We start from the raw sequence: 21,580 nt of genomic DNA, 5'->3' as shown, positions 1-21,580 counted from the left end.
AAACCCATTACAAATTCATGCTGAATGTAATATAATTGCTAAGTTAGGGATTTTCTTTTTTAGTATTTAGTGCTAATATCAGAAAAGAGCCTTTTGACTTATTTTTACCTAAAATGTGGGATTTTGTTTTTTTCACAATAATGTAGGACATGATACCTACAAAGAGCTATTATTTCATTAAGCGAGGGAAAGACATGGAAAGATTAAAAGAGATATGGTCTCAACCACTCACACAATGGGTTGCAAAGACGGTTTATTACCTTGCAATTTTATTTGCATTACTTTGGTTGTATGGATTCCATGATACAAACACAAGTACATTTATTTACAATGAATTCTAGGGTGGGAACGTTATGAAGTTATTAGAACAAATTGAAAAGTGGGCTGTAGAAACGCCTGATCAAACCGCTTTTGTTTGGCGAGATGCGAAAATTACGTACAAACAATTAAAGGAAGATTCTGATGCGTTAGCACATTGGATTTCTTCTGAGTATCCAGATGATCGTTCACCAATTATGGTTTATGGCCATATGCAACCTGAAATGATTATTAACTTTTTAGGTTGTGTAAAAGCTGGACATGCTTACATTCCTGTAGATTTATCTATCCCAGCTGATCGCGTACAACGTATCGCTGAAAATTCTGGTGCGAAATTACTTTTATCAGGAACAGAAGTAACTGTAACTGATTTACCAGTTCGCATCGTAAGTGAAGACAACTTAAAAGATATTTTCTTTACTCATAAAGGGAACATTCCAAATCCTGAACATGCGGTAAAAGGTGATGAGAACTTCTACATTATTTACACATCAGGAAGTACAGGTAATCCGAAAGGGGTTCAGATTACTTATAACTGTCTTGTTAGCTTTACAAAATGGGCTGTAGAAGATTTCAACTTACAAACAGGGCAAGTATTCTTAAACCAAGCACCTTTCTCATTCGATTTATCTGTAATGGATATTTACCCATCATTAGTAACAGGTAGTACACTTTGGGCAATCGATAAAGATATGATTGCACGTCCAAAAGACTTGTTTGCTTCTTTAGAGCAATCGGATATTCAAGTATGGACTTCAACACCATCTTTCGCTGAAATGTGTTTAATGGAAGCTTCTTTCTCTGAGAGTATGCTACCAAACATGAAAACATTCTTATTCTGCGGTGAGGTGTTACCAAATGAAGTGGCTAGAAAATTAATTGAGCGTTTCCCGAAAGCTACAATTATGAATACGTACGGTCCAACAGAAGCTACTGTCGCTGTAACAGGTATTCATGTTACAGAAGAAGTGCTTGATCAATACAAATCACTTCCAGTCGGCTACTGTAAATCAGACTGTCGCCTTCTTATTATGAAAGAAGACGGCACACTTGCACCTGATGGTGAAAAGGGTGAAATCGTAATTGTTGGTCCAAGCGTAAGCGTTGGATATTTAGGAAGCCCTGAATTAACAGAAAAAGCATTTACCATGATTGATGGTGAGCGCGCCTATAAAACAGGCGATGCTGGCTATGTAGAAAATGGTCTTCTATTCTATAATGGTCGTCTTGATTTCCAAATTAAGCTTCATGGTTATCGAATGGAATTAGAAGAAATTGAGCATCACCTTCGTGCGTGTTCTTACGTAGAAGGAGCAGTTATTGTTCCAATTAAAAAAGGTGAAAAATACGATTATTTATTAGCGGTTGTTGTTCCTGGAGAGCATTCATTTGAAAAAGAATTCAAATTAACATCTGCAATTAAAAAAGAACTCAATGAGCGATTACCAAACTACATGATTCCACGTAAATTCATGTATCAATCTTCTATTCCAATGACACCAAATGGAAAGGTAGATCGCAAAAAATTATTGAGTGAGGTTACAGCATGACCGCATATGGATCATTTTATTTTTTCGCTATAGTAGGCATTTTATTAATACCTACTATCATAGCTGGATTTAAAGGTAAAATGTTGCGTAAATATAATGCCTTTTTAACATTAGTAATGCTTGTTATTATCTTCTCTGATAAACCGAAGCAAGCAATCATGTTAGCCGCATTTATTATTTGGCAATATGTCCTTATTAAAGGCTATTTAATGTTAAGAAAACAAAATAATAGTACATTCACGTTTTGTATAGCTGTTATTTTATCGATTTTACCGCTTATTTTGGCAAAAATCGCACCGTTTGTACCTGAATTGCATTTTATTGTTTTCGCAGGTATGTCTTACGTAACATTTAGAGCTGTACAGATGGTCTTTGAAGTTCGTGATAATTTAATTAAAGAACTTTCCTTCTTTAATTTCTGGGAATTCGTTTTGTTCTTCCCTGCGATTTCAAGTGGACCTATCGATCGTTACCGTAGATTCCAAAAAGATATCCAAAAGCCGCCTAGTGCTGAGGAATATCAAAAGTTACTATATACAGGGCTTAACCGTATTTTCCAAGGTTTTCTGTATAAATTTATAATCGCGCACTTGATAACAACATATCTTGTAAAGGCAGTATTCGCCAATCAAGATACACTTTTATCTAATGTGATTTTTATGTACGCTACTAGCATGCAATTATTCTTTGACTTTGCAGGTTATAGTGCGTTCGTAATTGGTATCAGTTACATGATGGGAATTAAAACGCCAGAAAACTTTAATAAGCCATTCCTTAGTCGTAACATTAAAGACTTCTGGAACCGCTGGCACATGAGTTTATCATTCTGGTTCCGTGATTTCATCTACATGCGTTTCGTCTTTTTTGCAACGAAGAAAAAGTTAATTAAAAATCGCTACACAATTTCGTATATCGGTGCATTTTTAAACTTTTTCATTATGGGAATTTGGCACATCCAAGGAAGCGCTGTTGCGCAGTATGTTATTTACGGTCTATATCATGCCGCTCTGTTTATCTTATTCGATATTTTCGAACGAAAAAACAAGAAGCATAAGTTTTGGCCAAACAATAAATTTACACACGTCCTTGCGATTGTAATTACGTTCCACGTTGTATGTTTCGGTTTCCTTATTTTCTCTGGACACCTTAACAGATACTTTTAATGCACCCTTCTTATTCTATTAAGAAGTTGCACATATAATATATTCGGATATGAAGGAGATTTTAAAAATGGCAGAATTCAAAGAGCAAGTATTAGATATTTTAGAAGAAGTATGTGAAAACGATATTGTGAAAGAAAACTTAGATGTTCAATTATTTGAAGAAGGTATTCTTGATTCTTTCGCTGTAGTATCTTTATTAGTAGAATTCCAAGAGCGTTTAGAGATTGAAGTTTCTATTTCTGATTTTGACCGCGATGAGTGGGCTACACCAAATATGGTTATTAAAAAGTTGGAAGAAATCCGATGAACAAAGTAAAATTTGGTCCGATGCTTTTAGCATTGGCCCTTTTTGCTGTATTCTTACTTATTCCGACGCGCTTCCTACTTCCACTTGTAAGTGATGAAAAAGTAGAACAAGCTGCGACTTCTTTAAAAGAAGAAAAAATTCAAAGTATGATTTTACAGCAAAAGATGTTAGCAGACCCGAAATATCTTCCGATGTACGGTTCATCGGAATTCGCACGTATGGATGCTTTCCATCCATCGAATTATTTCAAAGTAAAGCCTGAAGGATTCACACCATTCTTACTTGGACGCGGCGGAACACAAGACCTTGTACATGTATTAAACTTCGCATCTACAATGGATCAATTGAAAGATAAGAAAATGATATTCGTTCTTTCTCCGCAATGGTTTGTACCACAAGGCATTGATGAGACACACTTTGCACCTAACTTTTCAAAACAACAAGGTTACCACTTCATTTTCAACGATGATTTAAAACCTGAAATGAAAAAACAAATTGCAAAACGCTTATTAAACTTTGAAATCGTTAAGAAGGAAACTTTACTTAAAGTTTCGCTTGAAGGTATTGCTTATGATGATACGAAGCATAAAGTAAAAGCACTTGCTGCTAAACCTTTCGCTTATATTTATCGTAACATTTTAGATCGTAAAGATTTATTTACAGCAATGTTTGATATTAAGCCGCATAAAGAAAAGCTTGATCCATCATTGAAACAAATGAACTGGGAAGAAGCTCGTAAGCATGCTGATCAAACAGGTGCCGTAGAATCAGGATCTAACGAATATGGTATTGAAGATGATTACTTCAATAGCAAAATTAAGAAGAAATTAAAGCAACGTGAAGGTTACTTAAAAAATGATGCTTATGACCAATCACCAGAGTATGAAGATTTACAAATTGTACTTGATTTATTAAAACAATCTGGCGCAAAACCGCTCTTCATTTCTGTTCCTGTAAAAGGTCCTTGGTATGATTACGCTGGCTTCCCAAAAGAAAAACGCGAATTATACTACAATAAAGTTCATGAGCAAATTAAGAAAGCTGGGTATCCAATTGCTGATTTCTCAAATCATGAATATGATAAGTACTTCTTAAAAGATCATATGCACTTAGGTTGGAAAGGCTGGGTTTACATCGACGAAGCTATCCAACAATTTTATAAAGCAAGCTAACGAAAAGACCGCTTGAATTATTCAAGTGGTCTTTTTCTATATACACCTTGTAATTGTTCAATTACGTTCTCTGCTTCTTTCATGACACGTTTCACTACGTGCTGAGCTGATTCCGTTCGTGCTAATGATGATGCTTGTCCTGCCCAAAGCGACATATACTCTTCCTTATTTTGCTTCGCTGCTTCTTGACGTATTTTTGAAGTTAATACGTTTTGCACTGGATACATCGGCAAATTCGCTTCTCTTCCTTCATGTTTCTCTATAAATTCATTACGAATACCCCGTGCATATTTCCCGGAAAACGCACGAGTTACCGTTGTACTCGTATCTGTACTATGTAAAATCGCTTCTTTATACACGTCATGCGTAATACTTTCTTCACTCGTTAAAAATGCTGATCCCATTTGAACAGCTTCTGCCCCTAACGCAAATGCCGCAACAAGCCCTTGCCCATTCATTACACCACCTGCTGCGACAATCGGGATATGAGGTACTTCCGCTACTAATTGCGGGATTAATGCAAATGTACCAATCATAGCATCTTGTTCTTTCCCAATAAACGTTCCTCTATGCCCTCCTGCCTCGCTACCTTGCCCGACGATAATATCTACCCCTAACTTGGCAAGTGCTTTCGCTTCCGCTACATGGGTAGCTGTTCCGATAACTCTTATCCCTTCCCTTTTCAAATCATCTATTTTTTCTTTTTCTAACGTTTGAAATGCAAAACTAACGACTGGTACCTTTTCCTCTAATACTACTTGTAATTGTTCTTTATAGCTTTTTGGAAGTTTTAAAGTCTTTTCTTCCTCTATACCTAATTCTCTATTCACTCCACTAAGTAATACTCTAGCCTCGTTTACCTTCTCTTCTTCTATCTGTATCTCTTTCGTTAAAAGTAAATTAACACCGAAAGGCTTATTTGTTAGTTCCCTTATTTTATAAATCGCTTCACCGATTTGTTCTGGGCTCATATATCCTGCTCCAAGCGTACCTAATCCTCCGCTATTACTCACAGCTGCAACAAGTTCTGGCGTTGTAATCGCTCCTGCCATACCTGCTTGAATGATGGGATACTTAATTTGTAATATATCTATTACTCGACTTGTAAACATCATTTTCCCTCCTACTTTCCCTATACCTTCTTTATATGACATGCTTTCCCCTTCTTTTACAAGGATTGAACTTTCGCTCAAGCGAATATATTGAAATAGAAGGAGGCTGAGAACAATGATTTATCCAAATGCGTTAAAAAAAGGTGATACAGTAATGATTATTGCACCGTCTGGTCCACCAACACTTGAGAATGTATTAAAAGGTGTGAACGTATTACAAGAGATGGGATTATCTGTAACAATCGGAAAGAGTGTTTATGAAAAATATGGATATTTAGCTGGAAGTGATCAAGTTCGTCTTGATGATATACATGAAGCATTTACAAATACTGAGGTCAAAGCAGTCTTTTGCGTGAGAGGTGGTTACGGAAGCGCTCGCCTTCTCCCTTACATTCAATATGAAATCATTCAACGGAATCCAAAGATTTTTTGGGGATATAGCGATATTACGGCTTTACATACTGCCTTTTCACGTTATGCAGAGCTTGTAACTTTTCATGGTCCAATGATTGAAGAATTAGGAAAAGGTATAGATTCTCTCTCTTTATCTTCTTTCAATCAACTATTCCATCCGTATTCATCCATCTTATATGCATCAGAATGTATCGTACCTAGCTCAGCCTGTACAGCTACAGGTACATTAGTTGGAGGGAATTTAGCTGTTTTAACGAGTGTAATTGGTTCACCCTATGAAATAAGTACAGCCAATACACTTTTATTGCTTGAAGATATCGGGGAAGAACCGTACCGCATCGATCGTATGTTAAATCAATTACTTTTATCTGGAAAGTTTAATGAATGCAATGGCGTTATTTTTTCAAGTTGTCATGATTGCAATCCTTCTAAACCATCCCAATCATTGCAAACAATATTATATGAATATTTCATGCCATATGATATACCTGTCCTATTCGGTTTACCGATTGGACATATAAGTCCAAATATCGGTATTCCCCTTGGAGCTACAGCAACAATAAATACAAATAATAAAACACTCTCTATTTCTTCCGGCGTAGCCACTCCATGTTTAAATTAAAAAGGAAAAGCAATTAAGCTTTTCCTTTTACTTATAATAATTAAAAATTCGTCCAGATGCGATATCTGCAACTTCTTCCGGAATAAATGTTTTACTTATATCAGTACCAACATTTAATACAGCTGTTGCATCCTTCTCAATGCCACCAAATAATTCTTTTCCACGTATCGTAATAAGGGGTGTACCTTCTGGCAACACATCTTTTACAAATTTCAATTGTGTAAAGAACGGAACGATCCATCTACCCTCTCCTTGGAAATGTCGCAAACGAAGTGTTCCTTCCGTTGCCCCGTCTTCTGCTTCAAGTGAACCAGAAACATAAAACTCCGTTGATAAGAGCAATTCGTAAAATTCCTTTTGCTTTTGTTTATCCTCACCTGCTAAAACGAGTACTTTTTCTATTTTATTTACTGAAATTTGCTCCATATGATGCCACCCCTATTTTCAAAATGATTATACTTAGATTATACGAAATATTCTTATTTTTTTCTACATAATTCCGTAATTATTTTCTTAAAATAATTTTAAAACATCTTCAGTCGTAATGATTTTAGCAAATTCATCATGCAAGTTTACAAGCGTCATATTGTGAATATCCTCTGCACTATACTCTTTGCCATCTGGACCGATGCGGTTAAAAGTAGCTGTTGCGTCACTCACTACATATGTTTGAAATCCTAAATTTCCTGCCATCCTTGTTGTCGTCTCCACACAATGATTTGTCGTTAATCCTACAATCACTACAGTATTACATTTCTTCTCTCTTAATTGTTCTTCTAAATTTGTCCCAATGAACGCGCTATTAACGGATTTTCGGATAATTATTTCATCTGGCAGTGGTTTCACTTCTTCTTTAAAGTTTACTGTTTCTGCTTGGTGATAAAACATCGACTGAACATTTTCTTTATTTACATGTTGAATATGAAAAACTGGTCGCTTCCTTCTTCTCCATTCTTCTAATAAACTTTTCATATTTTCTTCAGCAAAAAGATTATTTCTCTCACCCCAGTATGGTAATTGAAACGCCTTTTGTACATCAATTATGATAAGTGCTATTTGATTAGTCATCATTTTCTCCTTAATTTGGTTGTAGTTGAAATACAAAACCAAGTTGCTGCGACGCAGTAGTAAAACAAATATAAGCGCAAAGTTCTACAATTTCTTTTTCAGTCCAATATTGTTTTAATGCATGAAACATATTATCATCTATCGCCTTTTGGTCATGAACAAATGCATGTGCAAAAGTAACGGCTACGCTAATTTCTTCTATTTTTTGTATATCATCCGGCTTTCCCTTTGCCATACAGTACGGACATTTATTCCCAAACGCTAATGTTCTTCTTACTTGCTCTTTTAACTCTGCGGAGAGCTTCCCCGTACTATACAGTGTATTCTCTAACGTACTCCACGAATTTAATATACTCGGATTATGCCCTAATAATTTTTGAAACTTTGTATCTCCTACATTTGATAATGTAATTCTCTCCATCATTTTTCCTCCTATTCCCTTCTTTTTTATTGTAAAATAAATAAAGTTCACTTTACATTTCATATGAATCTTAATTTATATTTTTCCTTTACAAAAATTATCATTTTACTGGAGGTATATTTACAAATGCAATTAGACCGTGTTGATCGAAAAATTTTAAATGAATTATATAATGATAGTCGCCTTTCCATGCGCGAATTAGCAAAGCGAGTAAACTTATCAGCTCCGTCTACTACAGAACGTGTTCGTAAACTTGAAAGTGAAGGAATTATTCAAAAATACACAATCGATATCAATTATAAAAAAGCAGGACTTGTTTTAGATTGTATTTTAGAAATCACTTTAAAAAATGGTGATACAACACGTATGCAACAGTTTATCCAGTCTTATCCATCTGCAAGTTTTTGTTATCGAGTAACAGGAAGCTTATGCTACATTGTAAAAATCTCTGTTCCTTCACTCGTTGAACTTGAAGAATTTATCAATAATGTTTCTTCATATGCAACGACAGTTTCTCATATCGTATTATCAGAAGTAGCTCTCACTCCGGATATTGAACATATCTTCCCAGAAGATTAATTCATCTTTATTCATAAAAAGAGTAAAAACCCCTTATATTAAGAATAAAAATGATATATCATGTATTTAAATACATAAAGTTCGAGAAAGGGGCTTTACATTGAAAATCTGGTTTTATGAAAAAACGGCGCAATTAGATGACTTGCTTGGTATTTGGGATAATGTTCCGACCATCCCTCGAATTGGTGAAAAAGTTGAACTTCTAAAAACCGTTCGGATCGTTACAGATATTAAATACGTGAAAAACGGAAATAACTTCCGTGTAGAAATTATTACAAATTAAAAAGTAGCTCTCCTTTTCATACTGGAGAGCTACTTTTTCATGGCCTATAATCCGCCTTTTTTATAATAATCTTATCTTCTTCTACAGCTATTGTTACATGCTCATTTTCTTCTAACTTGAGCTGGTTGACAGCCTCATCTGGTAGTTCCACCGCCATCAATCTATTCGTTAGTATAACTTGGCTATACATTTCATTTTCACGTGATGAATTCATCACTTTTTCTTCATTTATTAAGCGAATCGGTGGCACACCTACTTCTTTTACAGTACGCCATTGTTTCCAAGTAAAAGGAATTAACCATAATAAACCGATAATCACTAGACCGATGCCGATCCATAAATTACTTTGTGCCTGTAATTCCGTAATTGAGATTGCATCATTTCCCTCTCCACCTACAAATTGCATACTTGTCGCAATCATATTATTAAGAGCATGCACAGCAATATTCGTCCATATATTTTTCGTCTTTATGTATAGAAGGCACATAACAACACCAAACATAAAAGCACCGATAACATCAAAATGACCTAAACCAAAAATAAGTGAAGATACAATTACAGCTCTTTTAATCCCCCATTTATAAGCCATTCGCTGTAAAAAAAAGCCCCTAAAAATGACTTCTTCCATAATAGGCGCTAATACACATGCTGAAATGAAAGTAAATATTGTCATATATATATTACTCGTATTAATAACATTTCCATCTTCTAACATAGTAACTAAGAAATTAGGTAACGTATGCGCTAATATGTAAAATTGAATATGAGATATACCAACTGAAAAAATCATTCCCATTATCGTCGCTAATAAAATTAGTCCCCACGGTAAACGTCCTGGCTTATCAAAAAAACTTTGAAACATAACATTGTTTTTATTTGTTTTTACGTATAACCAAAATAAGGGAAATACAAAAAATACAGTTATTTGTGAAATAACCTCTAACGTATTTTCAGAGACATTTGATAGACCTAATGGGATCATTGTAAGGAACAACCCTATAATCATCCATCCAAAAAAGCTACGTAGCCTTATACGTGAAAATGCATATTGCAATATTGAACACCTCCAAAGATAGTTAAAGTAAAACTTTAATCAATGTTTTATAGGAAGTCCCTCTCCTACAAATAACAGGATAACTAAATTATAATATGAATATAGTTGAAAATCTTCCTATTTTTCTCATATATTTTTTAAAAGCAATATGTCTATTAAATTATATAATACCGAACTTATTTGATATAACATATCGCTGTTCTTCCAATTATATTCCGAAGTAAATATGTATTCACTACACTTAAAGGCTAGTAAAGAGCTAGTTAATAAAAATCCCCGTTTACACGGGGATTTCTTTTATTATAATACGTCACGTTTTTGGAACAATGCACTTGAAGCAATAAGTAAAACAATAACGTATGCTAAAACAAGTAACAATGAAGTAGCAAACGTAAATTCCGGGAAGGCCGGCTCCATACCATGACTAATTAATTTATTATTATCATATACAGCTAGATTTAAGTGGAAAAACACTACAAATTTAGCAACACCTTTTGCAAACATCATAAGTACCATTGTAATTGCCGATTGTAAAAAGTATAAAAACAGCGTAATAATTAATGGCAATACGGATTTTCTAAATACATTTGCTAAGAAAAAGGCAAGTGTTGCAAAGAAAAATGGTGATACAAGCTGATATAACATCGTTTTTAAAACAATTCCTAACGTTAAATCTGTTTTACTACCATCCATTACAATGCCACCAATAATCGTTGCAATTAACATACCAGCAAATACGATAAATAGCATCGCTAATAATACAGTAATATATTTAGAAAATAAAACTGTAAGTCGTTTTCTTGGACGGATTAACAATTGTTTAATTGTACCTTTTTGGAACTCATCAGTAAGCGTACGGGCTGCAAGTGTAATCCCAAAAATCGTTGCAAATAAAACAATTAAACCAATCTCTGAGTTTGCATAATCTAAATAAGATCCCTTAAACTCATCACCTTTTCCCCACTTCATCATTGCTAAAGTTCCTAAAATTTCGAGTGCCGCAATGACACCTATTAAAATATACATACCTTTTTTCGCATGTAACTTTAAAAATTCATTTTGAATTAATTTAAACATTACGCTTTCACTCCCCCAGTAATCGCTAAGAATTCATCCTCTAACGTTTTATTTTGAACAGTAACACCATATACAAGCACATTAGCATGCACAAGATTTTTTACAAGTTGTGGAATGTTCTCTTTTGTTACAGATGCCACAATTACATTCCCTTGTGCTTTACCTTTAATGATTTCATTCGCTTTCTGAACTTCATCTACTTCAAACGATACAACTACTGCCTCATCATGTTTCGCTTTCTCATGTAAGTTGTACTCTTGTACAAACTCACCTTGTTTAATAATAACGACGCGATCACACATTAATTCAATTTCACTTAGTAAGTGACTTGATACGATTACAGCAATATTTTCTTCTTTCGCTAATCGCTGCAAATAATCACGAATTTGACGAATACCAGCAGGATCTAATCCATTTGTCGGTTCATCTAAAATTAAGATTTTCGGCTGATGAAGTAACGCCTGTGCAATTCCTAGACGTTGTTTCATACCAAGTGAGTATGTTTTCACCTTTTTATGAATTGCATGCTCTAATTCCACCAATTTCACAATTTCATTAATACGCTCTTTACTAATCGGTGTAACAGCCATATTCGCAAAATGCTTTAAGTTTTGCATTCCAGTCATATAATCATATAGCTCGGGATTTTCTACAATCGCTCCAATTTTCTCTAACGCCTTTTCACGCTCCGTGCGAATGCTATGACCACAAATTGTAATATCGCCCTCTGTCATTGATATAAGACCTGTCATCATACGAATCGTCGTCGTCTTACCACTACCGTTTGGTCCAAGGAACCCGTATACTTCTCCTTCTTGAACCTCAAATGATAAGCCCCGAATAATTTCTGTCTTACCAATCTTTTTTCGAATATTTTCTAATTTCACTACTACGTTTCCCAATGCTGATTCCTCCTTTAGACTTCTAGTTTTTTATCGATTATGCGACCTGTTATATAAACAAGTAAAATAAATATACCTATGGAAAAACTAAGACTATATAGATTCATAAATTTTTCAGGATATAAATAAACCCCGTCGTCAAACGATTCATCTATATATAATAATTTATCTATAAAATAACCTCTTGGTACGAGCTTACCTAATGTCGCGTATATTAGGCTCATTGCTTTACTTAATGTAAAAAACAAAGCAAAGATAACACCGTATTCAATTTTCTTCTTAAGAGAAAATACCTTCACACTCGCTGTTACAAAAAGTAAAATAAGTAACAGACTAACCAAATTAAATACAAACAAAACTGAAGATACTATTTGCTGAAACGGTTTTTGAGTTAAACCAATAAATGCTTCATACATTTCAGTACCTTTTATTAATTTAATAGAAATACTATATAAGAATATTGTACCTAAGAGTTCAAAAATAGCTAAATAGATAAAAGCAAATAACAATATTGCTAAAACAATTTTTCTACCTGATGTCGGTGTTAACCGAAATAATGTACTTTCAATCATTTTTCCGAAAGCAGACATCGCTTGAATGAACATCGTTACCACGAAAATTATATATACAAATATAACTAACACAATTATGATTGTTTGGTTTATTTCTCCCGATTCCTTCTTAATATAATTGCCCATACATACAAAGGCAACAGCCACAACAAATATAAATGATAACAACGAAATAACAATCTGCTTTTTATTCATATTGTACATATATATTAAGCTCGACTTCATCTACTAAACACCTCCTTAAACACATCCGTGACAGCTTTCCCTCTCTGAAAACGTAACTCTTCTACATTTTCATACAATACAATTTCTCCATCTTTTAAAAAGATTACTTCATCAAAAATATTTTCAACTTCATTTATTAAATGAGTTGAGATTAGTATCGTACAATCTTCTCTATAAAATTGTAGAACGAGATCCAATACGTGTTCTCTAGAAACAAGATCAATCCCGCCAAGTGGTTCATCCAGTACGTATAACTTCGCTTTTCGAGAAAACGTTAAAATAATTTGCAGCTTTTCAACCATACCTTTTGATAATGCTGTAATTTTTTCTTCTAATGGTATTTTAAATTCCGCAATCGTATCTACTGCTTTTTGAATATCAAAGTCTTTATAAAAATCTCTATAAAAGAATAATGCATCTTTTACAGTCATCCAATCATCAAAGACTGGCTTATCAGACATAAATGAAACGATTTCTTTCGTCTCTAACCCTATTTTTTTACCGTTAATTGCTATGCTACCTTCTGAAGGGTGCTGCAGGCCTGCAATCATTTTCAATAACGTCGTTTTCCCGCTCCCGTTATCCCCAACAAGCCCAACAATTTTCCCTTCTGTAATCTCTATGTTTAATTTCCGGATTACTGCTTTCAATCCATATCGCTTCCATAGATTTTCTATTTTTAATAGCTCTGTCATTCGTTCTCCTCCCTTTTCTTATTTAATGAAGAACGAAGAATTGAAAGAATTTCTTCTTCTGAAAAACCTAAATTGTCCATTCCATCTATAAAAGAATGAAGTAATTCTTTCGCCATATCTTTTCGCAGCTCCATAATTTTCTCCCCTTCATTCGTTACATATCGCCCCATTCCTCTACGTGTTACAACAACTCCATCCCGTTCCAGTTCTTGAAATGTGCGTTGAATCGTATTTGGATTTACTTGCAATTCACTCGCTAATTCACGTACGGAGGGAATTTTATCACCAGGCAATAAATGACCCGTTACAATTTCTTTCTTTGTGTATTCCATTACCTGAATATAAATTGGTGTATTTGGAGAAAATTTGATTTTCATTTCTCCCCTCCTGTCTTAGTGTGTTAGTTAAATAGTACACTAAGACAAATTACATGTAAATACTTACAACAAAAAATGTAATAAAAAGGCAGTGTAACTTTTCGTTACACTGCCTTCCTATAATAAAATACAGGTAAATCTATTCTAATTATAGTTTCAATCGTTTGAATTTACATATAACCTTATACGAAATTTATTTTACTTTTACTTGAGTTAGCACAGATTTAAACGTATTAATAACTGTATCTACTTCTTCATAACTAATTGTAAGGGATGGTTCAATACGAATTGTTTTTGAGTTAATTAATGTTCCCGCAACAAGAATTCCTTGATCAAACATCGCCTTTGATACTTCATAACCAATCTCGTCTTTATGGAATTCAATCCCAATCATTAAACCTTGACCACGAATTTCAAAGATTTTATCTTCGTGCCCTTCTGCTGCTTGTTTCAATCCATTCAAGAAATACTCCCCAACTTCCATAGCTCGTTCCGGTAATTTCTCTTCCAATAATACATGAATTGTTGCAATTGCAGCAGCACATGCAAGAGGATTTCCTCCAAATGTTGTTGTATGCATAAATGGATTTTCAAACCAACTTTTGAATACTGTTTCTTTCGCAACAATAGCTCCCGCTGGCATTACACCTCCACCAAACGCCTTCGCAAGACAAATAATATCCGGCACAACATCATATAATTCTGCAGCAAACATTTTTCCTGTACGTCCCATTCCAGTTTGTACTTCATCAAAAATAAGGAGTGATCCAAACTCATCACAAAGCTCTCGTACTTGTTTCAAATAATTTTCTGGAGGTAAAATAATACCGCCCTCTCCTTGAATTGGTTCTAAAATAACTGCTGCAACATCTTCTCCTACTAATGCACATGTCTCAAATGTTTTTCTCATCATTTCAATATCGCCAAATGGAACGTGGCGAAAACCCGGAATCAATGGTAAGAATGGCTTACGGAACATTCCTTTTGCCGTTCCGGATAAGGAACCAAGACTCTTACCATGGAAGGCACGAGTTGTAGCAATGAAAGTTGTTCGTTCACTATACATTTTTGCTAATTTTAACGCTGCCTCCACACTTTCTGTACCACTGTTTGTAAAGAAGGCGTATTTCAAATCACCAGGTGTAATATCCGCTAAAATCTTTGCCAGCATTGCTCGAAGTGGATCCAGTAAATCCTGACTGTGCAATGCTTGACGTTTTAATTGATCTGTCACAGCTTTTACCACTTTCGGATTACGGTGACCAACATTATAAATTCCAAATCCACCTAAACAGTCAATATATCTTTTACCGTTAATATCCATGAAGCAAGATCCTTCATCTGACCATTCTACTGCTGCAAATTGTCCATCTTTTGTTACCGTTTTTCTATAAGCAAGAAAACCAGGGTTTACATGCTCTCTAAATCCGTCTACTGTTTCTTTTTGAATCCAGTTTGCCTCTTCTTCAGTAACCTTTTCTTTTTCAATTAACTGTAGTACTTTCGTAATATACTCATTTACATTTGAACCTTTTACATCTTTCTCATTCAATTTATTTTCTACGTTCGTTCCCATCTAATTCACTCCTACATTTTTTTTATTTGCAAACCAGCCTATTGGTTCTACTTCTAGATTTATATTAATCTGCTTAATTTCTTGAAATTCTTCTAAACCAAACGTTCCTAGACTACGACCTATACCACTTTGCTTATATCCGCCCCAAGGTGCCTCATTGTATGTTGGATGATAGCTATTAATCCACGTAATTCCTGCACGAAGTTTACGAATCACACGCATTGCTTTTGCACCATCAACTGTAAATACCCCTCCAGCCAAACCATAGTCTGTACCGTTTGCCAAATCAATTGCTTCCTGTTCGTCTTTAAACTTTTGAATTACTACAACAGGACCGAAGATTTCTTCCTGGACAATACGCATATCAGGTTTTACATTGACAAAGACTGTTGGTTCAATAAAGAAACCATCACCTTTTCCATCCTCCATTATTCGTCTACCTCCGCAAGCAACGTTTGCACCTTCGTCTTTCCCAATTTCAATATAACGTAATACTTTTTCCATATGTTCTTGACTTACAAGTGGCCCCATTTCTGATTCTGGATTATCACCAGGCCCAACGTTAATTTGCTGTGCTCGCTCTACAAAACTATTAACAAATTTATCATAAATATTTTCTTCTACAAGGATTCTTGATCCTGCTGAACATACTTGTCCGCTACCTGCATAAATACCGAATAGAGCATAATCAATAGCGGTCTCAAAATCTGCATCTGCAAAAATAATATTTGGAGATTTCCCTCCAAGTTCTAACGAAATCTTTTTCATATTATCTGCCGCTGTTCTCATAATGTGCTTCCCTGTCTTTGTTCCACCTGTAAAGGAAATCATATCCACTTTATTACTCGCTGCAATTTCATTTCCTACTATTGGACCAGCCCCCATTACCATATTGGCAACACCTTTTGGTAGCCCTACTTTTTCAAGGATTTCGAATAGCTTTGTTGCAGTAATTGGTGTCACTTCAGAAGGTTTAAACACAATTGTATTTCCAGCTGCTAAAGCAGGTGCAATTTTCCATACACTCATCAATAGCGGATAATTCCATGGAACAATTAATCCACAAACACCAACTGGCTCTCTTACCACCATCGCTTGCATCGGATCGGCTACATGATACGTTTGACCATCTGGCTTTGTAATCAATCCGGCATAATAGCGAAAACAAGCTGCTGCATCTCCGATATCTCCTTCTGCCTCACGGTATGTTTTTCCATTATCCATTGTTTCAAGGTATACTAATTCTTCCATATTTTTATCAATTTCATCTGCTATTTTAAATAAATATGATGCTCTTTCAGCAGTGGATGTTTCTGACCAAATTCCACTATCAAAAGCCGCTCTTGCCACTTCTATCGCGTATTTTGCATCCTCAATCGTTCCCTCAGGTGCATATGCTATACCCTTGCCATTCGCAGGGTTAATAATCGTTCTTTTCTCTTGATTACTAGAATCTATCCATTCACCGTTTACATACATTTTTAAATCTAGCACTATATTGAAGCCCCCTTTATCGATCGTTTATATATTTATAAGCAAATTTCATGCCAATATTTAAAATCCAAAGGAATCATACATAAACTGACTATTTTCTTAAAAACAACAAATAATTTATGCATTTTCGCATACATTATTCCATTTTGCATAAAGTGAAACTTTAATCAGTAGGGCTTTGTTCATCCCCCACTAATTATTAGCCCTCACCCATCGGGCGTTTACGTGCAGCAGGGCTCCAGCCTAACTTCTTTGCTCCACCTGAATTTTGAGGTGGGAGTTTTACTGCCCTCAAATAGCGGGATAAAACGGAACGTTAATCATTTCCGCTACCGCCTTCATGACCCCGGACTTGAACCCTAGAGAATATGTACATGCTGAGCGCACACAAAAAGGAGAAGTCTATGTGACCTTCTCCTTTTTAGGAATACGAGATGATATCAGCCGCTATCCCTTTTTCACTAACAATTTTTTGATATTTACGACTCACTGAAGATTGGCTGATTCCAAGAGCTTTTGCAGCCTTAGTCGTTGTTTTATACTGCTTCATTGCAAGCAAAATCAATTGTTCTTCTACAGAATGTAGCGCTTCTTGTAATGGTAATACTCTTGTAATAACTGGTTTTGATTTATTAAAGTCATAACCAGGTGTTAAAAACTTACTAACAAACTCCGCTTCAATTACTGGATCATCTGCTGATACAACTAAACGTTCAATCATATTCTGTAATTCACGGACATTTCCTGGCCATGAATAGAACTCTAGTAAGTTAAGTGCATCTGGAGTTAAATGATAATTTTTATTATATTTTTCATTTAACTGTTGTAAGAAATGAAAGGCAAGTACCGGAACATCTTCCATTCGTTCTCGTAAAGAAGGAACTCGTAGCGGAATTACATTGAGGCGATAAAATAAATCTTCACGGAATGTTCCAGATTCGACCATCTTTTCAAGGCTCCTATTTGTAGCAGCAATAATTTGTACATTTATTTTCATAGATATTGTACTTCCAATAGGAATTACTTCTTGTTCCTGCAGGACTCTAAGCAATTTTACTTGCAAATGTAAAGGCATTTCTCCAATTTCATCTAAAAATAAAATACCTTGATCAGCTCGCTTAAAATATCCTTCTTTTCCATTTTTATCGGCTCCTGTAAAAGCACCTTTCGTATAACCAAATAATTCACTTTCTAACAAAGTTTCTGGAATTGCACCACAATTTAATTTTAAAAATGGCTTTGAAGATCTGTTTCCAAGTTGATGAATTGCCTGGGCAATTACTTCTTTTCCGACACCAGATTCTCCAGAAATAAGAACATTGGAAGAAAAATCTGCTATTTTTTTAGCTTGGTTAATTATTTGTTCCATTTTTGGACTACAGTAAATAAGCTTCTTAAGAAAACGATCTTTATTTTTAAAGTCATCTAACTCTTTCTTATATTGCTCTGATATCTTCTTTATTTCATGTAATTCCGTCTTCAATCTCGTTGCTTCGGTAATATCCCTTGAGGCAATAATAATACGATGAAGCTCTCCGTTTTCATTAAATACAGGGTTTCCAACTGCTAATATTTTTCTTCCGCTTTTTGTTTCTTGTACAACTGATACCTTTTTTTGTTTTTCCAACACTAATCGCGTAACCGATGGACTAAATAACCCTTTCTTTTCTAGGTCTAAAAGATTTTTTCCTAACAAGTCCTTCAAATTACTCCCCCAAAAATCATTGATAACAGTTTCACTATAACGAATTAATTCTCCTTTATGATTAACAACTAATATTTCATCATAAATGCTAGACAAAATTGCATGTAAATCTTTATTTAAATCCTTTATATATTCAATTTCCATCGCCATGTCCTCGACCATCGGTAAATCTTGCACAATAATAACCATTCCTTCAATACTTTGATCAAAGTTTGGAATCGGACTATAGTCAACTAATACACCCATCTCATTTGTGATTTGTAATTGATTCAAGATCGTTTTTCCCTTTGTAAATACGTTATTAATGTGTTCTCCATTAAAAATCAGTTCTGCTGGTACATTCATAACTTTTTCAGGAGTCGATTTAATCATCTTCAAACCAGACTCATTGCAATTTACAATTTTCTTTTCACGATCTACTACAAAAATCCCCATTGGAATAGACGTTAAAATAATTTTCAATATATCAACACTCTGATTTTCTTGTTTAAATAGTTCTGCAAAAACATCCTCTCTTCTTATATATCCTGTTAGCTCATCCATTTCATTTTTTACTATGGCAATCGGCGCTCCAATAATTTGAAAAAGAGCTGTTAAAGAAATATCTTTACTAAGATGACATATTGTATCTAGTGAAACAGCATTTGAAAGTAATAGCTTAGAAGTTAATTCCTTACTATTTGATAGCAGATCCTTCACATGCACGTATGCAAATAATTTCTCTCCTCTTTTTAAAAATAGAAAAGATTCTTTTATATTTTTAACATCTATATTCCATTCCTTTTCAGATTGATCGATAGGTAGAGAAACTATGGGTCTAATTTTTGTATGAGCGATGGAAAACATGCTGCTATTCCTCCTTTGAACTATTTAATTTGTATTGTATCATTAAATACAGATTTTTTTAATTAATCTGAAAATAAAACATTTCTTTCTTTATTTAATAAAAAAAGGAAGATGAGCGCCTCCATCTTCCTCATAGTTCTATCATTAATCACTACCACTAACGAAAAGATCTTCTTGAATATAAGCTAATACCATACCTGGAATTACTTTATCTCCCGCTTCTACTTCTAAAGATTGAACTTCTCCACTACATCCCATCTTAATTACTTCCAGTTTACCATTCATATCTTTAATAGAGAATAATGGCTCCCATTCATAAATTCGAGAATCCTTATCGATAGACACTTTTTCAATTATTCCATAGCACGGACTCGTAATAATATCATAATACATAATCAATCATCCCTTTCTTTTATTCTATTAATATTGTTCTTCTAACCTTTGTGACTGAAGAATCATATAGAAAAAGCTTTGAAACTCTTCTATATCTTCTACCTCAATTCCTAGTCTTGGTGCCCAATATTGTTCCTCTCCAATATCTTCTTGACTTAATAAAACCATTCTCCCATTTTGAATTGAGGTAACCATTGCTTTTCCAAGAAACTGTTGCGAATACGTAACAGCTATATCGTAACGATGACTATTCGACACAATACAGTAATAACCGATTTGCTGTCTCTCCACTTCTTCTAATAAAATATCCAGTTTCATTTTAGCCCTCCCTTTAGGTTAAAAATGCAACCAACCTCTTAGGCGCGATGCTTCTACAATCTTGCTAACCCCTTCAATATAAGCAGCAATTTTCATATTTACTCCAAAGCGTTTAGAAGTATCAAGTACGTTAGAAAAACTAGATGTAATTTTCTCCTTTAAACATTGATCAACATATTGCTCCGTCCAGTAATATCCTTGGTTATTTTGACACCATTCAAAATATGAAACAATTACGCCACCAGAGTTTGCTAAAATATCTGGAACAACCAAAATTCCCTTTTCTTCTAACATGGTTATCGCCTCTTTTGTTGTTGGTCCATTTGCAGCCTCAATGATAATCTTACATCCAAGCTTTCCTGCATTATGTTTTGTAATGACTCCTCCAATTGCCGCCGGAATGAGTACATCACATTCTTTTTCTAGCAATTCCTGATTAGAAATTGTTTTACTAAAGAGATTCGATACTACACCGAAAGAATCTCTGTTTTCTAGTAAATAAGGAACATCTAGACCGTCTGGATTATAAATTCCTCCTATAGCATCTGATACCCCGACTACGTTCACACCAATATCATATAAATATTTTGCCAAATAAGCTCCAACATTCCCAAACCCTTGAATAATAACTCGCATATTTTGTAGCGGAATTTGTTTTAACTCACTTACTAACTGAAGTGTATACAATACACCTTTAGAAGTTGCTGTTTCCCGCCCTTGTGATCCTCCTAGCATTAATGGCTTCCCAGTTATAAAGCCTGGAGAATCAAATTCCCTGATATGGTCATATTCATCTAGCATCCAAGCCATAATTTGCGCATTTGTATACATATCAGGTGCTGGAATATCTTTCGTCGGTCCCACAATTTGACTTACTGCTCTTACATACCCACGACTCAGTAACTCTAGTTCTCTAAAACTCAACTCCTGTGGATTACAAATAATCCCGCCCTTTGCGCCTCCATATGGCAGTCCTGTCACTCCACATTTCAAGCTCATCCAGCCAGCAAGTGCTTTTACTTCTTCTGCCGTAACATCTGGATGGAATCTAATACCACCTTTTGTTGGTCCTGCTGCGTCGTTATGCTGAGCGCGATACCCTTGAAATACCTTTGTTGTTCCATCATCCATGCGAACAGGAATGCTTACTTCTAAAAAACGCATCGGTTTTTTCAGAAATTCGAATACTTGGTCTGGATAACCTAAAAAATGAAGCGCCTCTTTTAATATAGCTTGAAATTCCTCTAAAGGATTTTCAACTGTATTTGTATGTTTTTCTGATTGAATCGGCACGATAACACCCCTCTTATATTTTTACTAATTGTACAAAGCAATAA

Annotated in this window: 24 protein-coding genes; 8 read left to right on the top strand and 16 right to left on the bottom strand. The window is 34.7% G+C overall.

Annotation, left to right across the window (positions count from 1 at the left end; genetic code table 11):
• Positions 1–194 precede the first annotated feature (194 nt).
• The 5 genes from KPL75_RS20980 to dltD all read left to right on the top strand — a co-directional run bounded on the left by KPL75_RS20980 (position 195) and on the right by dltD (position 4,510).
• Positions 195–341 carry a teichoic acid D-Ala incorporation-associated protein DltX gene (locus KPL75_RS20980; RefSeq protein WP_002011626.1) on the top strand — a complete coding sequence of 49 codons (147 nt, stop codon included), beginning with the start codon at positions 195–197 and terminating at the stop codon, positions 339–341.
• 12 nt (positions 342–353) lie between these two features.
• Positions 354–1,868 carry a D-alanine--poly(phosphoribitol) ligase subunit DltA gene (gene dltA, locus KPL75_RS20975; protein ID WP_219917610.1) on the top strand — a complete coding sequence of 505 codons (1,515 nt, stop codon included), beginning with the start codon at positions 354–356 and terminating at the stop codon, positions 1,866–1,868.
• Entirely contained in the window at positions 1,865–3,031 is a 1,167-nt protein-coding gene (gene dltB / locus KPL75_RS20970) for a D-alanyl-lipoteichoic acid biosynthesis protein DltB (protein WP_215572577.1), read from the top strand. The genes dltA and dltB overlap by 4 nt, the downstream gene beginning before the upstream one ends.
• A gap of 67 nt (positions 3,032–3,098) precedes the next feature.
• Positions 3,099–3,338: a D-alanine--poly(phosphoribitol) ligase subunit DltC gene (dltC, locus tag KPL75_RS20965; RefSeq protein ID WP_002011622.1), complete on the top strand. Its 240-nt coding sequence runs from the start codon at positions 3,099–3,101 to the stop codon at positions 3,336–3,338.
• Complete coding sequence (gene dltD, locus KPL75_RS20960; protein ID WP_219917609.1) at positions 3,335–4,510, top strand: D-alanyl-lipoteichoic acid biosynthesis protein DltD; 1,176 nt, start codon at positions 3,335–3,337, stop codon at positions 4,508–4,510. Before dltC ends, dltD begins: the two co-directional genes overlap by 4 nt.
• A 17-nt stretch (positions 4,511–4,527) precedes the next feature.
• Here dltD and KPL75_RS20955 read toward each other — a convergent pair whose 3' ends face one another.
• Complete coding sequence (locus KPL75_RS20955; RefSeq protein WP_219917608.1) at positions 4,528–5,664, bottom strand: NAD(P)H-dependent flavin oxidoreductase; 1,137 nt, start codon at positions 5,662–5,664, stop codon at positions 4,528–4,530.
• Positions 5,665–5,737: 73 nt separating this feature from the next.
• Here KPL75_RS20955 and KPL75_RS20950 point away from each other — a divergent pair, with 73 nt between their 5' ends.
• Positions 5,738–6,658 (top strand): S66 peptidase family protein, encoded by a 921-nt coding sequence (locus tag KPL75_RS20950; protein WP_219917607.1) that lies wholly within the window; start codon positions 5,738–5,740, stop codon positions 6,656–6,658.
• 27 nt (positions 6,659–6,685) lie between these two features.
• On the opposite strand, the gene KPL75_RS20945 is transcribed toward KPL75_RS20950, so the two are convergent.
• The 3 genes from KPL75_RS20945 to KPL75_RS20935 all read right to left on the bottom strand — a co-directional run bounded on the left by KPL75_RS20945 (position 6,686) and on the right by KPL75_RS20935 (position 8,150).
• Positions 6,686–7,084 (bottom strand): SseB family protein, encoded by a 399-nt coding sequence (locus tag KPL75_RS20945; protein ID WP_219917606.1) that lies wholly within the window; start codon positions 7,082–7,084, stop codon positions 6,686–6,688.
• A gap of 87 nt (positions 7,085–7,171) precedes the next feature.
• Positions 7,172–7,726: a cysteine hydrolase family protein gene (locus tag KPL75_RS20940; protein WP_219917605.1), complete on the bottom strand. Its 555-nt coding sequence runs from the start codon at positions 7,724–7,726 to the stop codon at positions 7,172–7,174.
• A gap of 10 nt (positions 7,727–7,736) precedes the next feature.
• Positions 7,737–8,150: a carboxymuconolactone decarboxylase family protein gene (locus KPL75_RS20935; RefSeq protein ID WP_219917604.1), complete on the bottom strand. Its 414-nt coding sequence runs from the start codon at positions 8,148–8,150 to the stop codon at positions 7,737–7,739.
• A gap of 123 nt (positions 8,151–8,273) precedes the next feature.
• Here KPL75_RS20935 and KPL75_RS20930 point away from each other — a divergent pair, with 123 nt between their 5' ends.
• Both KPL75_RS20930 and KPL75_RS20925 read left to right on the top strand, forming a co-directional pair.
• Positions 8,274–8,726: an Lrp/AsnC family transcriptional regulator gene (locus tag KPL75_RS20930; RefSeq protein ID WP_105584123.1), complete on the top strand. Its 453-nt coding sequence runs from the start codon at positions 8,274–8,276 to the stop codon at positions 8,724–8,726.
• A 100-nt stretch (positions 8,727–8,826) separates the two neighbouring features.
• On the top strand, positions 8,827–9,009 hold the full coding sequence (locus tag KPL75_RS20925) for a DUF3913 family protein (RefSeq protein ID WP_000707108.1): 183 nt from the start codon (positions 8,827–8,829) through the stop codon (positions 9,007–9,009).
• Positions 9,010–9,046: 37 nt separating this feature from the next.
• Here KPL75_RS20925 and KPL75_RS20920 read toward each other — a convergent pair whose 3' ends face one another.
• From KPL75_RS20920 to KPL75_RS20865, 12 genes are all read right to left on the bottom strand, one after another.
• Positions 9,047–10,063, bottom strand: coding sequence for a CPBP family intramembrane glutamic endopeptidase (locus tag KPL75_RS20920; protein ID WP_219917603.1), 1,017 nt, complete (start codon positions 10,061–10,063; stop codon positions 9,047–9,049).
• A 300-nt stretch (positions 10,064–10,363) separates the two neighbouring features.
• Positions 10,364–11,140, bottom strand: coding sequence for an ABC transporter permease (locus KPL75_RS20915; protein ID WP_219917602.1), 777 nt, complete (start codon positions 11,138–11,140; stop codon positions 10,364–10,366).
• On the bottom strand, positions 11,140–12,042 hold the full coding sequence (locus KPL75_RS20910; RefSeq protein WP_219917601.1) for an ABC transporter ATP-binding protein: 903 nt from the start codon (positions 12,040–12,042) through the stop codon (positions 11,140–11,142). Before KPL75_RS20910 ends, KPL75_RS20915 begins: the two co-directional genes overlap by 1 nt.
• A gap of 14 nt (positions 12,043–12,056) precedes the next feature.
• The gene (locus KPL75_RS20905) at positions 12,057–12,839 is read right to left on the bottom strand and encodes an ABC transporter permease (protein WP_219917600.1); all 783 of its coding nucleotides are present in this window, start codon (positions 12,837–12,839) and stop codon (positions 12,057–12,059) included.
• A complete protein-coding gene (locus tag KPL75_RS20900) occupies positions 12,836–13,534 on the bottom strand; it encodes an ABC transporter ATP-binding protein (RefSeq protein ID WP_219917599.1) in 699 nt (232 codons plus the stop codon). The genes KPL75_RS20905 and KPL75_RS20900 overlap by 4 nt, the downstream gene beginning before the upstream one ends.
• Positions 13,531–13,911 (bottom strand): GntR family transcriptional regulator, encoded by a 381-nt coding sequence (locus KPL75_RS20895; protein WP_219917598.1) that lies wholly within the window; start codon positions 13,909–13,911, stop codon positions 13,531–13,533. Before KPL75_RS20895 ends, KPL75_RS20900 begins: the two co-directional genes overlap by 4 nt.
• Before the next feature lie 193 nt (positions 13,912–14,104).
• Positions 14,105–15,487: a putrescine aminotransferase gene (locus KPL75_RS20890; protein ID WP_002149599.1), complete on the bottom strand. Its 1,383-nt coding sequence runs from the start codon at positions 15,485–15,487 to the stop codon at positions 14,105–14,107.
• Positions 15,488–16,981, bottom strand: coding sequence for an aldehyde dehydrogenase family protein (locus KPL75_RS20885; protein WP_219917597.1), 1,494 nt, complete (start codon positions 16,979–16,981; stop codon positions 15,488–15,490).
• Between the two features lie 421 nt (positions 16,982–17,402).
• Positions 17,403–19,532: a sigma 54-interacting transcriptional regulator gene (locus KPL75_RS20880; protein WP_219917596.1), complete on the bottom strand. Its 2,130-nt coding sequence runs from the start codon at positions 19,530–19,532 to the stop codon at positions 17,403–17,405.
• 144 nt (positions 19,533–19,676) lie between these two features.
• On the bottom strand, positions 19,677–19,925 hold the full coding sequence (locus KPL75_RS20875; protein ID WP_000291043.1) for a biotin/lipoyl attachment domain-containing protein: 249 nt from the start codon (positions 19,923–19,925) through the stop codon (positions 19,677–19,679).
• Positions 19,926–19,952: 27 nt separating this feature from the next.
• Positions 19,953–20,243, bottom strand: coding sequence for an SAV0927 family protein (locus KPL75_RS20870; RefSeq protein ID WP_219917595.1), 291 nt, complete (start codon positions 20,241–20,243; stop codon positions 19,953–19,955).
• Positions 20,244–20,261: 18 nt separating this feature from the next.
• Positions 20,262–21,536, bottom strand: a complete 1,275-nt coding sequence (locus tag KPL75_RS20865) for a Glu/Leu/Phe/Val family dehydrogenase (protein ID WP_219917593.1) — start codon at positions 21,534–21,536, stop codon at positions 20,262–20,264.
• Positions 21,537–21,580 lie beyond the last annotated feature (44 nt).

The sequence above is a fragment of the Bacillus sp. NP247 genome (genome assembly GCF_018966865.1).
Classification (GTDB): domain Bacteria; phylum Bacillota; class Bacilli; order Bacillales; family Bacillaceae_G; genus Bacillus_A.
The sequence above is the reverse complement of the archived record's forward strand: the minus strand, read 5'-3'. Positions and strand labels throughout refer to the sequence as shown.